11 protein-coding genes and 1 riboswitch are annotated in these 13,560 nt (G+C 71.7%); of the genes, 10 read left to right on the top strand and 1 reads right to left on the bottom strand.

Going from position 1 to position 13,560, the window contains the following annotated elements; all coding sequences use genetic code 11:
* Nucleotides 1-71: 71 nt before the first annotated feature.
* Complete coding sequence (locus tag AB0D44_RS13460; protein ID WP_362589030.1) at nucleotides 72-2,489, bottom strand: YfhO family protein; 2,418 nt, start codon at nucleotides 2,487-2,489, stop codon at nucleotides 72-74.
* A 177-nt stretch (nucleotides 2,490-2,666) separates the two neighbouring features.
* On the opposite strand from AB0D44_RS13460, the gene AB0D44_RS13455 reads away from it, so the two are divergent.
* The 10 genes from AB0D44_RS13455 to AB0D44_RS13410 all read left to right on the top strand — a co-directional run bounded on the left by AB0D44_RS13455 (nucleotide 2,667) and on the right by AB0D44_RS13410 (nucleotide 13,463).
* Nucleotides 2,667-3,290, top strand: coding sequence for a SurA N-terminal domain-containing protein (locus AB0D44_RS13455; protein WP_362589027.1), 624 nt, complete (start codon nucleotides 2,667-2,669; stop codon nucleotides 3,288-3,290).
* A 28-nt stretch (nucleotides 3,291-3,318) separates the two neighbouring features.
* On the top strand, nucleotides 3,319-4,317 hold the full coding sequence (locus tag AB0D44_RS13450) for a nucleoside triphosphate pyrophosphohydrolase (RefSeq protein WP_362589024.1): 999 nt from the start codon (nucleotides 3,319-3,321) through the stop codon (nucleotides 4,315-4,317).
* 62 nt (nucleotides 4,318-4,379) lie between these two features.
* On the top strand, nucleotides 4,380-5,654 hold the full coding sequence (locus AB0D44_RS13445; RefSeq protein ID WP_362589078.1) for a cytochrome P450: 1,275 nt from the start codon (nucleotides 4,380-4,382) through the stop codon (nucleotides 5,652-5,654).
* A gap of 103 nt (nucleotides 5,655-5,757) precedes the next feature.
* Nucleotides 5,758-6,819, top strand: coding sequence for a transglycosylase family protein (locus AB0D44_RS13440; protein WP_362589021.1), 1,062 nt, complete (start codon nucleotides 5,758-5,760; stop codon nucleotides 6,817-6,819).
* Between the two features lie 276 nt (nucleotides 6,820-7,095).
* Nucleotides 7,096-7,268: riboswitch (cyclic di-AMP (ydaO/yuaA leader) on the top strand.
* Nucleotides 7,269-7,271: 3 nt separating this feature from the next.
* Entirely contained in the window at nucleotides 7,272-7,964 is a 693-nt protein-coding gene (locus tag AB0D44_RS13435; protein ID WP_362589018.1) for a transglycosylase family protein, read from the top strand.
* A gap of 283 nt (nucleotides 7,965-8,247) precedes the next feature.
* Complete coding sequence (eno, locus tag AB0D44_RS13430; RefSeq protein WP_030028493.1) at nucleotides 8,248-9,534, top strand: phosphopyruvate hydratase; 1,287 nt, start codon at nucleotides 8,248-8,250, stop codon at nucleotides 9,532-9,534.
* 89 nt (nucleotides 9,535-9,623) lie between these two features.
* Nucleotides 9,624-10,115 carry a septum formation initiator family protein gene (locus AB0D44_RS13425; RefSeq protein WP_362589015.1) on the top strand — a complete coding sequence of 164 codons (492 nt, stop codon included), beginning with the start codon at nucleotides 9,624-9,626 and terminating at the stop codon, nucleotides 10,113-10,115.
* Between the two features lie 52 nt (nucleotides 10,116-10,167).
* Complete coding sequence (locus AB0D44_RS13420) at nucleotides 10,168-10,704, top strand: DUF501 domain-containing protein (protein WP_362589012.1); 537 nt, start codon at nucleotides 10,168-10,170, stop codon at nucleotides 10,702-10,704.
* Nucleotides 10,701-11,642 (top strand): Ppx/GppA phosphatase family protein, encoded by a 942-nt coding sequence (locus AB0D44_RS13415; protein WP_362589009.1) that lies wholly within the window; start codon nucleotides 10,701-10,703, stop codon nucleotides 11,640-11,642. The genes AB0D44_RS13420 and AB0D44_RS13415 overlap by 4 nt, the downstream gene beginning before the upstream one ends.
* 435 nt (nucleotides 11,643-12,077) lie before the next feature.
* Complete coding sequence (locus AB0D44_RS13410) at nucleotides 12,078-13,463, top strand: NAD(P)/FAD-dependent oxidoreductase (RefSeq protein WP_362589006.1); 1,386 nt, start codon at nucleotides 12,078-12,080, stop codon at nucleotides 13,461-13,463.
* Nucleotides 13,464-13,560 lie beyond the last annotated feature (97 nt).

Below are 13,560 nucleotides of genomic sequence, written 5' to 3'. Positions count from 1 at the left end.
GCCCCGCCGGATTTCTCTCCGGCGGGGCTCTTTGATGCCTGTAGACATTCATGAAATGGTGAATAGGTGACCTAAGGATTAGCCCCGGGGGATTCGCGGCAAAGCGCCGGGTGGGTTGCCGCGAGGAAGGTGAGCAGCACCACCAGGGCCACCCCCGCCACCGTCAGGCCCGGCAACAGCCCCGGCGGGCGGAAGGTGCAGGTCACCGTGGAGGTGTGGCCGTCCAGGGGGATCGCCACCAGGCCCAGGTGGGCGGCGGCCGGGTGGTCGTTGCAGGTCCAGCCCGCGATCGCGGGGACCGAGAGGACCGCCGTGCCGGTGGTGCCCGGCGGGAGCACCGCGCGGACCTGCGAGGGGCCGACCGTGACCGAGGTGGCGGCCGTGGCGCGCAGCCGGGCCACCGCCGTGTCCAGCAGACCGCGGTCCAGGCAGGACAGCGTCCACCGGGCGGGCGCGGGCTGGTCGAAGACCAGCGCCGAGGACGCGCCCCGGGAGACGCCCATCGGCTGGACCGCCGCCCGGTTGCGCGGGGCGTTGCCGTTCAGCCGGAAGGCCGGGCCGTCCGCGAGGCGGGCCTTCGCGTTGTACTCCGGCGCCCACAGGTAGGCCTCCGTGCCCGCCCGGCAGACCCCGGGCCCGAGCGGGTCCTCGTACACCCGCGCGCCCAGCAGCAGCTCCTGGTTGGCGAAGGGCGAGTCGCCGTAGGCGACGGGCGGGCCCGGCGGGCGGGTCGTCACCAGCGGCGGGACCTCGGCGCGGCGCACGCTGCCGTCCGGCTGGAGGCGTGCGCCGACCGCGAAGACCGCGTCCGTCACCGGGCTGTCGAGGCTCTGGACGTTGCGTCCGCGCGAGGTCCAGCCGGCCCCGAGGGCCGCCATCGTGTGGGTGAAGACGGCCGGGGTGTGGCTGCTGTAGTACGCGCCGCCCTCTCCGCCCAGCAGCATCGGGTCGTTGCCCGTCAGGGCTGGCCGGCTCGGGTCGGTGCGGTACGCCGGCCAGCCCCGGGCGCCCGCCAGGGCCTCGGCGCGTGCGGTGTGCGCACGCCCCCAGGACGGGTAGTCGTCGAGTCCGCCCAGCTTGCCCTTGTGGCCGTACGCGGCCGTGGCGGCCCCCTGCCCGACCAGCACGGCCGCCAGCAGCGCGGCCGCAGGCAGCGCCAGGCGGCGGTGGCGCATCGCCCACCAGGCTCCGGCCGCCAGTGCCAGCCCGCCGCAGAAGAGCACGTACCCCCAGGTCGTCGCCAGTGTGCTGCCGCTCGCCCACAGGGCCGCGGCCGCCAGCAGCCCCGCCCCCGCCGCCAGCGCCCGCCGCCCCGGGAGCCCCGCCGACAGCCCCGCCCAGGCGGCGATCACGGCGATCCCGGCCAGCACGAAGGTCTGCCGGTACGGGCTTCCGTTCGGGGTTGCGAACAGGTGCCAGACCAGGTGCGCCGGGGCCCACTGGAGGGAGAGCGCCACGGCCGCCGTCAGCCCGGACCACGCCAGCCGGGTGCGCACCGCCACCGCCCGGTGGAAGGGCAGCGCGGCCACCAGCAGCAGCGTCCCGGTGCCCACGAAGACGGCGGGGGAGGAGAAGGAGTACGTCGCCGGGAGCAGCCGGGCGAAGAGGTCCGCCCAGGACACCGGCCGGAACTCCTTGACCCAGCCCGGGTGGGCCTGCCGGGAGCTGAGGAAGAGGGGAGCCAGGACCGGCGCCGCGAGCGCGATCCCCAGCACGGTCGTCCCGGCCGCCCGGCCGATCACGCCCAGCCGGGGCCGCAGGCCGTCGCGGGTCAGCGCCACCCGGACCAGCAGGACGAGCGCCGCGCCGAGGGTCGCCATGTAGGCGGTGTAGAAGTTCGCCGTCCACCACAGGGCCACGACCAGCGCGGCGGCCGCGGGCCGCCGCCCGCGCAGCGCCCACTCGCCGGTCAGGCACAGCAGGGGGAAGGCGATCAGGCCGTCGAGCCACATCGGGTTGTAGGAGGCCTCGATCACCGACCAGCCGCACAGCGCGTACGAGGCACCCAGCAGCCCCGCCGCCCACCAGGCCCCCCGGCGCTGCGTGCGCAGCAGCCAGGCCATGGCGGCCGCCGCGGCCGCGGTCTTGAGCACCGTGACCACGTACACCGCGAGGTCGATCTCCGCGCGCGGGAACAGCCCGACCAGCAGCGCGAACGGGCTGGCCAGATACGTGCCCAGGTCCGGCAGGAAACCGGTGCCGTAGCCGGACTGCCAGTTGAAGAGCAGCCCGCCCTCGGCGCGGCCGTGCAGGAGGTCCCACAGGTGCGCGTGGAAGGGGACGAACTGGTTGCCGAGGTCGTTGATGCTGCGGTGGCGCGGGCCGTACGGGAAGACGCGGGCGACGGCGTCCCCGGCTGCGAGGGCCACCACCGTGAGCAGGGCGGCGAGCGCGGAACCGGCCAGGCTCGACCGGCGCGGCGATCGGCTCGGCGATCGGCTCGGTGAGCGGTGCGGCGATCGGCTCGGCGAGCGGTGCGGTGTCGACATGGTGCGCCGACCTTGGCACCACCGGGGGGCGGCGGGATGGCCACCGGGTGAACGCGTACCCCAACACCCCGGGAATCGTTGGTCGAACCAGTGGCTCGGATCACCCTGACTGCATACCATCGATCACCGCACGGCCCTTGTGCACCGACGCACAATCTCCCGGCCCTGGAGGCTCCTTTGCACCGTCGCACTGCGCTCTCCGTCTCCACCGCCCTGCTGCTGGCGGCCCCCCTGCTGTCCGCCTGCTCGGGGCAGGCGCGCCCCGGGACCGCGGCCGTCATCGGCGGTGAACGGATCACCACGTCCGCCCTCCAGGCCCAGGTCAACGAGGTGCGCGCCGCCCAGAACCGCACCGGTCAGGCCGCCGCCGAGCTCATCGCGAGCACCCCCAACCTGGAGCGCCAGAAGCTCGACTCGATGCTCCAGAGCCGCATCATCGACAAGATGGCCAAGACCGCCGGGGTCACCGTCTCCGCCAAGGAGATCGAGGACGAGCGCAAGGCGTACGTCGAGGAGAACAAGGGGGCCGAGCAGTTCGAGGCGCTGCTGCTGCAGAAGGGCGCCATGGCCCCCGGCCAGGTCGACCGCTTCCTGCGGGACCGGGTCCTGCTGACGAAGCTGACCGCCAAGTACGGCAACGGGAAGCTGGAGGAGCCCGCCCGCACCGCCGCCAAGGCGCTGCACATCCAGGTCAACCCGCGCTACGGCTCCTTCGACGTCCAGCAGATCAAGCTCGGCGCCGGGGAGACCGCCTGGATCACCCAGCGGACCCGGCCCGAGCAGGCACCCGCCGGAGCCTGACGCCCGCCCGCGGAGGTAGGTTCGGAGGGTGACCGACCACGACCCCTCCGATTTCGCCGCGGCCGAGCCCACCGGCCGCATCGTCCTGCTGACCACCAGCCACCGGGTCGCCCCCGGCGTGCTGTCCTGGCCCGCGTGGCAGACCCTGCACGCCGCGGACCGGGTGCTGTGCGCCGACCCCGGCCACCCGCAGCTCCCCTACCTGCGGGAGGCGGGCGTCGAGGTCGTCCACGAGGCTCCGCAGGCGCAGGCGCTGGTCGAGGCCTGCGCCGGGGGTGCCACGGTCGTGGTGCTGCTGAGCGGCGAGGGCGACCAGCGGCTCACCGACGGGCTGGCCAGGCTCGCGGGTTCGGGCCGGGTCGCCATGCCCGATCTGGAACTGCTGCCGGGCTCGTACGACCTGCCGGGCGCCCGGCTGCTCGACCTGGTCCAGGTGATGGACCGGGTCCGGCGCGAATGCCCGTGGACCTCCCGGCAGACCCACCGGGGCCTGGCCAAGTACGCGATCGAGGAGGCGTACGAACTGGTCGAGGCCATCGAGGACGGGGACCGGGAGGAGCTGCGCGAGGAACTCGGGGACGTCCTGCTCCAGGTGGTGTTCCACGCCCGGATCGCGCAGGACCACGACGATCCGGACGAGGCGTTCTCCATCGACGACGTGGCCGGCGCCCTGGTGGAGAAATTGATCCACCGGCACCCGCACGTCTTCGGCGACGAGAAGGCCGAGACCCCGGAGGACGTCAGCGCGCACTGGCAGCGCACCAAGGCGGTCGAGAAGCGCAGGGAGTCCGTGACGGACGGGATTCCGGTGGGCCAGCCGGGGCTCGCGCTCGCGGCCAAGCTCGCCGGGCGGGTCCGTACGGGAGGGCTTGCGGTGGAGCTGCCCCGCGGCGAGGGCATCGGGTACGAGCTGCTGGAACTGGCGGCGCGCGCCGAGGCGGCGGGGATCGACCCCGAGACCGCGCTGCGCGCGGCGGCCCGCGTCTACCGGGACGCGATCCGGGCCGCCGAGGGCGTCGGCGCGTAGCCCGTCCCGGGACGGGGGCCGGGGGCCGGAGGCCGGGATACGGTCATCCGGTGCACGAGCAGATCCCCGCGGCCCCCGCAGACACGCCCCCGGCCTCCCCTTCCTCCCAGGGCCCGACCCTGTTCGACTGGGAGTTCGCGACCGACCCCTATCCGGCCTACGCCTGGCTGCGCGAGCACTCCCCGGTGCACCGCACCAAGCTCCCCAGCGGGGTCGAGGCCTGGCTGGTCACCCGGTACGCCGACGCCCGCCAGGCCCTCGCCGACCAGCGGCTCAGCAAGAATCCGGCGCACCACGCCGAGCCCGCGCACGCCAAGGGCAAGACCGGGATCCCGGGGGAGCGCAAGGCGGAACTGATGACGCACCTGCTCAACATCGACCCGCCGGACCACACCCGGCTGCGGCGGCTGGTGTCGAAGGCGTTCACGCCGCGCAGGGTCGCCGAGTTCACCCCGCGGGTGCAGGAGCTGACCGACCACCTCATCGACGGGTTCGCGGAGAAGGGGGAGGCGGACCTGATCCACGAGTTCGCCTTCCCGCTCCCCATCTATGCCATCTGCGAGATGCTCGGCGTACCGCGCGAGGACCAGGACGACTTCCGCGACTGGGCCGGGATGATGATCCGCCACCGCGGCGGCCCGCGCGGCGGAGTCGCCCGTTCCGTGAAGCAGATGCGGACCTACCTCGGCGAGCTCATCCACCGCAAGCGGGACGATCTGGGCAATGACCTCATTTCCGATCTGATCCGCGCGAGCGACCACGGCGACCATCTGACGGAGGCCGAGGCCACGGCCATGGCTTTCATCCTGCTTTTCGCCGGTTTCGAAACCACTGTCAACCTCATCGGCAACGGCGTCCATTCCCTCTTCATGAACCCCGGCGAACGCGAGCGGCTCCAGGCCTCCCTCGCGGCCGGCGAGAGCGGCCTGCTGGAGACCGGCGTCGAGGAACTGCTGCGCTATGACGGCCCCGTGGAGCTGGCCACCTGGCGGTTCGCGACCGAACCGCTGACCCTCGGCGGGCAGTCGGTCGCGACCGGGGACCCGGTCCTGGTCGTCCTCGCCGCCGCCGACCGCGACCCCGAGCGGTTCGCCGAGCCGGACACCCTCGACCTCTCCCGGACGGACAACCAGCACCTCGGCTACGGCCACGGCATCCACTACTGCCTGGGCGCTCCGCTCGCGCGACTTGAGGGACAGACCGCGCTTGCGACTTTGCTCACGCGTCTGCCAGATCTGGAACTGGCTGTTCCGCCCGAGGAGCTGCGCTGGCGCGGCGGACTGATCATGCGTGGCCTGCGCACCCTTCCCGTGCGCTTCACACCCCGAAACATCTGAAGCGCGACTGACCGGAAGTCAGTTCCCGGCCGGAGTTGTGACAACCGTTCGAAGGCCGCTAGGTTCTGCCGTTACCCAGCCGTTATGCGAAAGGTGCAGCCTCATGCGTTCCGGGAACGGCCGCCACAGACGCCCCCGTCAGGTGCCCGCGATAGTCGTCACCGCCGGAGTCACCGGCTCCGCTCTGGCTCTGCCGCTGCTCGCCGCCACCAGCGCCGGCGCGGCCGACACGTCCACGTGGGACAAGGTCGCCGAATGCGAGAGCGGTGGCGCCTGGAGCGCCAACTTCGGCAGCGGTCAGTACGGCGGCCTGCAGTTCACCCAGGAGCAGTGGGCGAACGCGGGTGGACTCGACTTCGCCGAGCGGGCCGACCTGGCGAGCCGTTCCCAGCAGATCGCCGTGGCCGAGCGGGTGCTGGCCTCGCAGGGCCCGCAGGCCTGGCCGCTGTGCGCGGCTTCGGCCGGACTGGACGGCCAGGGCGCCGCGGCGGAGGTCGACCCCGGCCTGCCCGGCGGTTCCGGCACCGTGACCGCGCCCTCCCGTCCGGACGACACCGTGCCCACCACCGGGCGCGGCAAGCCCTCCACGGACTTCGGCGCTCCGACGCAGCCGGCGCCGAGCCCCTCGGGCAGCCCGTCCTTCGCGCTCCCCGACGGCCCGCTCGCGCCCTCCCTCGGACTGCCCGTCATGCCCTCGCCGGACGCCCCCACCACGGCGCCGGCCCCGACGGATCCGACCGTGCCCCCCACCCCCGTGGACCCGGGCGGCAGCACCACCGAGCCGCCGGTCACCCCGCCGGTCACCCCGGGCCTGCCGCCGGTGACCCCCGGGGCCCCCGTGAGCCCGGCCGACCCCACGGCACCGACCGCACCGGCGACTCCGGGCGCCCCGGACGCCTCGGCCGACCCCACCGCACCGGCCGCCCCGGCTGCCGAGGGAAGCGGCAAGCACCGAGGTGCGCCGGCCGTCGAGCTGCCGGCCGCCTCTGACACCCCGTCGGAGCCCACCTACACCGTCCAGTCGGGCGACAGCCTGGCCGCGATCGCGGACGCCAAGGGACTCGAGGGCGGCTGGAACGCGCTCTACAAGGCCAATGAGCAGGTCATCGGCGAGGACGCCGATCTGATCAAGCCCGGCCAGAACCTGGATCTAACCGCCGAATAAGGGCACTTCGGGCAGCCGTAAAGAGTTGATTGTCCGTTTTCTGTAAGTGAGACATGTGTCTCTTCCGGTCAACTGGCGTGTCCCCTCGGGGGGCTTCTGCAAACCCCGCCCTCACCTGCGCAAACGCCCGTACGAGGAGCGCAAGTAGGGGCCGTTTCTCCCCGATGGGGCTCGTTGAACATCGGGGAGGGACCTGTTTACCTTCTGAATCGCTCGCCACCGCGAGCTCCTTCGACCGCATCGCCGAATCCTGCCGGCGGACGGGGGGAACAGTCGTCGCGTCACGCGCCGAAGGCAGGAGCGGGGGAACCAAGGTAGGCGCCGGGAGCGGCCGTTGAGAGACGGTCACGCCACCGGCTAGGGGTCAAGACGTGCGCTAGGTCGCACGGCCGGGCAACTCACTCGCCCGAACCCGACAGCTCACCTCGTAGGCGTCGGTGAGGAGAATCTCCATGCTGCTTTCCGGCAAGGGCAAGCACCGCCGCGGTTCCAAGGCCGTCCGCATCGTCACGCTCGCCGGTGTCGCCGGTGTGGCCGTCGCCGCCCCCCTGATGGCCGCCGGCACCGCCGGCGCCGCCACCGCGTCCGAATGGGACAAGGTCGCGCAGTGCGAGTCCGGTGGCAACTGGTCCATCAACACGGGCAACGGCTACTACGGCGGCCTGCAGTTCTCGTCCTCGACGTGGGCCGCGTACGGCGGCAAGTCGTACGCCCCGCAGGCCAACCAGGCCTCCAAGGCCCAGCAGATAGCCATCGCCGAGAAGGTCCTCAAGGGCCAGGGCAAGGGCGCCTGGCCGTCCTGCGGCGTGGGCCTGTCGAACTCCTCCTACACCGGCGGCGGCTCGACCGAGGCCGCCCCCAAGCAGGAGAAGAAGACCCAGCCCAAGCAGACCCAGCCCAAGAAGGCCGAGCCGAAGAAGGAGACGAAGCGCTCCGAGGCCCCGACCACCCGCTCCGAGCGCTCCGAGGCCCCGGCCCCGAAGACCGGCAACGGCTCGTACGAGGTCAAGTCCGGCGACACCCTGGGCACCATCGCCGAGGCCAACGGCGTGCAGGGCGGCTGGGAGAAGCTCTTCGAGCTGAACAAGGACATCGTCTCGGACGCCGATCTGATCTTCCCGGGTCAGAAGCTGAAGCTCAGCTGAACACCGCGGCCCCGGCCGCGCAGTCCCTGGGCAACAGGCGTCATCACGCACCATCACACCCCGCCCGGCGCGTCTCCCCCACGCGCCGGGCGGTGGTGCGTGGACGGCCGGAACCACGAGGATCAAGAGCCCTATGTCCCGGAAGAGGGGTATTCGGACCCTTTTTCGTCCCAGGACCCGGGCGGTCGGCGGGCCGAGTGCCCGGAGCCGGTTAGGCTCTAGGCGGCAAGGCCATCCCACGGCCTGATGCCGCCGCACACCCAGCGTCACATCCCAGAAGGAGATGCTCGTGCCGTCCATCGACGTCGTCGTAGCCCGGGAAATCCTGGACTCCCGAGGCAACCCCACGGTCGAGGTCGAGGTGGGCCTCGACGATGGCAGCACCGGCCGTGCTGCAGTTCCGTCCGGCGCCTCCACCGGTGCCTTCGAGGCCATCGAGCTCCGTGACGGTGACCCCAACCGTTACATGGGCAAGGGTGTCGAGAAGGCCGTCCTCGCCGTCATCGAGCAGATCGGCCCGGAGCTCGTCGGCTACGACGCCACCGAGCAGCGCCTGATCGACCAGGCCATGTTCGACCTGGACGCCACCGACAACAAGGGCTCGCTCGGCGCCAACGCCATCCTCGGCGTCTCCCTCGCCGTCGCGCACGCCGCGTCCGAGGCCTCGGACCTCCCGCTCTTCCGCTACCTGGGCGGCCCGAACGCGCACCTGCTGCCCGTTCCGATGATGAACATCCTCAACGGCGGCTCGCACGCCGACTCCAACGTGGACATCCAGGAGTTCATGATCGCGCCGATCGGCGCGGAGTCCTTCTCCGAGGCGCTGCGCTGGGGTGCCGAGGTCTACCACACCCTCAAGAAGGTCCTGCACACCAAGGGCCTGTCCACCGGTCTCGGTGACGAGGGCGGCTTCGCCCCGAACCTGGAGTCCAACCGCGCCGCGCTCGACCTCATCATCGAGGCCATCAAGCAGGCCGGCTACACCCCGGGCAAGGACATCGCGCTCGCGCTCGACGTCGCCGCGTCCGAGTTCTACAAGGACGGCAAGTACGAGTTCGAGGGCCAGTCCCGCTCGGCCGCCGAGATGACCGACTACTACGCCGAGCTCGTCGAGGCGTACCCGCTGGTCTCCATCGAGGACCCGCTGTTCGAGGACGACTGGGCGGGCTGGAAGACCATCACCGACCGCCTCGGCGCCAAGGTCCAGATCGTCGGCGACGACCTCTTCGTCACCAACCCGGAGCGCCTGGCCCGCGGTATCGAGGAGGGCTCCGCGAACGCCCTGCTCGTGAAGGTGAACCAGATCGGTTCGCTGACCGAGACCCTCGACGCCGTCGAGATGGCCCAGCGCAACGGCTTCAAGTGCATGATGTCGCACCGCTCCGGCGAGACCGAGGACGTCACCATCGCCGACCTCGCCGTCGCCGTGAACTGCGGCCAGATCAAGACCGGCGCCCCGGCCCGCTCGGACCGCGTCGCCAAGTACAACCAGCTGCTGCGCATCGAGGAGATCCTCGACGACGCCGCCGTGTACGCGGGCCGCAGCGCGTTCCCGCGCTTCAAGGGCTAATTGCGCCCTCGCCTCCGTACGTCCCCGCACTCGGTCCCGTACCGTGTGCGGGGACGTAGTGCGTAGTGCGGACACAGGGGAGGCGACCCATGGCCGGGAACCGGGACCGGTTCTCCACCTTCTCCACCGCGACCAGGCTCAAGCAGCTCGGCGAGCGGACCGCCGCCCACGTCTACCGCTCGCAGTCGCGCCGCCAGGTCCGCCGCAGCCGGCTGACCGGCCGCGCCGCGCTCCTGGTGCTCGTGCTCTGTACCCTGGTCGTCGCCCTCGCGTATCCGATGCGCCAGTACGTCTCCCAGCGCTCGGAGATCGCGGAGCAGCAGCGGGCCGCCGCGGCCGCACGGGACCGCCTGGAGCGGCTCCGCGACGAGAAGGCCCGTTGGCAGGACGACGCCTACGCCGAGCAGCAGGCGCGCAGGCACCTGCACTTCCTGCGCCCGGGGGAGATCGGCTACATCATGACCGACCCCGGGGCCCGGGCCGCGGCCGAGCGGCACCGCACCGGCCAGGCCGGCTCCGACCGGCCCTGGTACTCCAACGTCTGGGACGGCGTCGACAAGGCCGACCGCCCCGGCGACTGATCCGTACGTACCGCAGCACCCATCCACGAGAACGAAGAGACTTCCTCCAGGCATGCAGACGCCCCCGCCCCAGACCGACCGGACCGAGCCGACCGACGCGGACATCGAGGCGTTCGAGCAGCAGCTCGGCCGCCCGCCGCGCGGGCTGCGCGCCATTGCCCACCGCTGCCCCTGCGGCCAGCCGGACGTGGTGGAGACCGCGCCGCGGCTCCCCGACGGCACCCCCTTCCCGACGCTGTACTACCTGACGTGCCCGCGCGCGGCCTCCGCGATCGGCACGCTCGAGGCCAACGGCGTGATGAAGGAGATGCAGGCCCGCCTCGCCGAGGACCCCGAGCTCGCGGCCGCCTACCAGGCCGCGCACGAGGACTACATCCGGCGCCGCGACGCCATCGAGGTGCTCCAGGGCTTCCCCAGCGCCGGCGGGATGCCGGACCGGGTCAAGTGCCTGCACGTGCTGGTCGGCCACTCCCTGGCCGCGGGCCCGGGCGTGAACCCGTTCGGCGACGAGGCCCTCGCCATGCTGCCGGAGTGGTGGGCCAAGGGCGCCTGCGTCACCCCGTGCGGTGACAAGGAGGAGTCCGAGTGACCCGGGTCGCGGCCGTCGACTGCGGTACGAACTCCATCCGCCTGCTGGTCGCGGACTGCGACCCCGCCACGGGCGACCTGGTCGAACTGGACCGGCGGATGACCATCGTCCGCCTCGGCCAGGGCGTGGACAAGACCGGGCGGCTCGCCCCGGAGGCCCTGGAGCGCACCTTCGCCGCCTGCCGCGAGTACGCGGCGGTGATCAAGGAGCTCGGCGCAGAGCGGGTGCGCTTCGTGGCGACCTCGGCCTCCCGGGACGCGGAGAACCGCGCCGACTTCGTCCAGGGCGTCCTGGACATCCTGGGCGTCGAGCCCGAGGTGATCTCCGGGGACCAGGAGGCGGAGTTCTCCTTCACCGGAGCGACCAAGGAGCTGACCGCCCACGACCACCTGGAGCGGCCGTTCCTGGTGGTCGACATCGGCGGCGGCTCGACCGAGTTCGTGGTCGGCGAGGAGCACGTGCGGGCGGCCCGGTCCGTGGACGTGGGCTGCGTCCGGATGACCGAGCGCCACCTGGTCGTGGACGGGGTCGTCAGCGACCCGCCGACCGAGGCGCAGGTGGCTGCCGTACGGGCCGACATCGAGGCGGCGCTGGACCTGGCCGCCGAGACGGTCCCGCTGGCCGAGGCCCGCACCCTGGTCGGCCTGGCCGGCTCGGTGACCACCGTCGCCGGGATCGCGCTCGGCCTGCCGGAGTACCTCTCCTCGGAGATCCACCACTCCCGGATCTCCTACGAGCAGGTCCGCGAGATCAGCGAGCGCATGCTGACGACGACGCACGCCGAGCGCGCGGCGATCCCCGTGATGCACCCGGGACGGGTGGACGTGATCGGCGCAGGCGCCCTGGTCCTCCTGGCGATCATGGAGCGCATCGGCGCCTCGGAGGTCATCGTCTCGGAGCACGACATCCTCGACGGCATCGCCTGGTCCGCTGCCTGAACGGCGGGCCGGGGAGGGGCCGTAGAGGCCTCCGGAAGGTCCTGAAAGGGCCCCGAAGGGGTCCCGGAGGGGTCCTGAGGCGCGTGATCCACACGAAGTTCGTGAAGTTCTTCACAAGGAAAAAGGGCCTGATGGGCCAACGGAAGCGCCTTCAGGGCCCTTCCCGAGGCCCTCAGGCCCTTTTTCTTGCCCGTTCGTGCGATCCGCGGAGACGACGGGTTCCGTGTCGGAGGTATGGACGAAGCCCCGTGGTCCAGTCCGGTTGAGGGCCTGGAGGCCAGTTCAGGACGGGTGAACAACGACTCCCGTTACACCGTGGTTCCCGTTGCGCGCCATGACCTCCGTCACGTGGGCGGCGGAGTGTAGCAGAGGCCTTCCGTCACCTTGTGAAGGGGCTCACGAGCGACACCCCTTTGGGTGCTGGATACTCGTTCCATGAGCACCACGGAGCGTCCCAGGATCCTCGTTGTAGGAGGTGGGTACGTAGGCCTGTACGCAGCCAAGCGCATCATGAAGAAGATGCGTTACGGCGAGGCGACCGTCACGGTCGTCGACCCGCGCTCGTACATGACCTACCAGCCCTTCCTCCCCGAAGTGGCCGCAGGCAGCATCTCGCCTCGGCACGTCGTCGTCCCGCTGCGACGCGTGCTGCCCAAGGCAGAGGTACTCACCGGCCGGGTCACCAGCATCGACCAGGACCGCAAGGTCGCCGTCGTCACGCCGCTGGTCGGCGAGGCGTACGAGCTGCCCTTCGACTACCTGGTGATCGCGCTCGGCGCCGTCTCCCGCACCTTCCCGATCCCCGGCCTCGCCGAACAGGGCATCGGCATGAAGGGCGTGGAAGAGGGCATCGGCCTGCGCAACCACGTACTCGAGCAGCTCGACAAGGCCGAGTCCACGACGGACGAGAACGTCCGCCGCAAGGCCCTCACCTTCGTCTTCGTCGGCGGCGGCTTCGCCGGCGCGGAGACCATAGGCGAGGTCGAGGACATGGCCCGCGACGCCGCGAAGTACTACTCCACGATCAAGCGCGAGGACATGCGCTTCATCCTGGTCGACGCGGCCGACAAGATCCTTCCCGAGGTCGGGCCCAAGCTCGGCACCTGGGGCAAGGAGCACCTCGAGTCCCGCGGCATCGAGATCTACCTCAACACCTCCATGGACTCCTGCGTGGACGGCCACGTGGTGCTGAAGAACGGCCTCGAGGTCGACTCCAACACCATCGTGTGGACCGCGGGCGTCAAGCCCAACCCGGTGCTGGCCCGCTACGGCCTGCCGCTGGGCCCGCGCGGCCACGTCGACGCCGAGCCGACCCTCCAGGTCAAGGGCACGGACTACATCTGGACCGCCGGCGACAACGCCCAGGTTCCGGACGTCGCCGCCCGCAAGGCCGGCGTGGAGAACGCCTGGTGCCCGCCGAACGCCCAGCACGCGCTGCGCCAGGCCAAGGTCCTCGGCGACAACGTCATCTCGGGCATGCGCGGCTTCCCGCAGTCGGAGTACTCGCACTCCAACAAGGGTGCGGTGGCGGGCCTCGGCCTCCACAAGGGCGTCGCGATGATCGTCATGGGCAAGATGAAGATCAAGCTCAAGGGCCGGCTCGCCTGGTACATGCACCGTGGCTACCACGGCATGGCCATGCCGACCTGGAACCGCAAGATCCGCGTCTTCGCCGACTGGACCCTCGGCATGTTCCTCAAGCGCGAGGTCGTCTCCCTCGGTGCTCTCGAGACCCCGCGCGAGGAGTTCTACGAGGCCGCCAAGCCGGCCCCGGCTCCCGCCGCGGCCGCGGCACCGGCCCAGAAGGCCAAGGCCTCCTGACCCGGGCCTGACCGGAACACCTCCAGCACGTCCCGAAGGGGCCGCCCGCCATCCGTGGTGCGGGCGGCCCCTTCGGCATGCCGCGCCCCGGGAATGG

The organism is Streptomyces sp. NPDC048349, assembly GCF_040651925.1.
In the GTDB taxonomy this organism is placed as follows: domain Bacteria; phylum Actinomycetota; class Actinomycetes; order Streptomycetales; family Streptomycetaceae; genus Streptomyces.
Note: the sequence above shows the minus strand (reverse complement) of the source record. Positions and strands in the feature narration are given on the sequence as shown.

Excerpts from the sequence above, each read along its gene's own strand:
- AB0D44_RS13460 (WP_362589030.1), bottom strand. The coding sequence starts at position 2,489 with ATGTCGACACCGCACCGCTCGCCGAGCCGATCGCCGCACCGCTCACCG.
- AB0D44_RS13440 (WP_362589021.1), top strand. The coding sequence starts at position 5,758 with ATGCGTTCCGGGAACGGCCGCCACAGACGCCCCCGTCAGGTGCCCGCG.
- AB0D44_RS13435 (WP_362589018.1), top strand. The coding sequence starts at position 7,272 with ATGCTGCTTTCCGGCAAGGGCAAGCACCGCCGCGGTTCCAAGGCCGTC.
- eno (WP_030028493.1), top strand. The coding sequence starts at position 8,248 with ATGCTCGTGCCGTCCATCGACGTCGTCGTAGCCCGGGAAATCCTGGAC.
- AB0D44_RS13425 (WP_362589015.1), top strand. The coding sequence starts at position 9,624 with ATGGCCGGGAACCGGGACCGGTTCTCCACCTTCTCCACCGCGACCAGG.
- AB0D44_RS13420 (WP_362589012.1), top strand. The coding sequence starts at position 10,168 with ATGCAGACGCCCCCGCCCCAGACCGACCGGACCGAGCCGACCGACGCG.
- AB0D44_RS13410 (WP_362589006.1), top strand. The coding sequence starts at position 12,078 with ATGAGCACCACGGAGCGTCCCAGGATCCTCGTTGTAGGAGGTGGGTAC.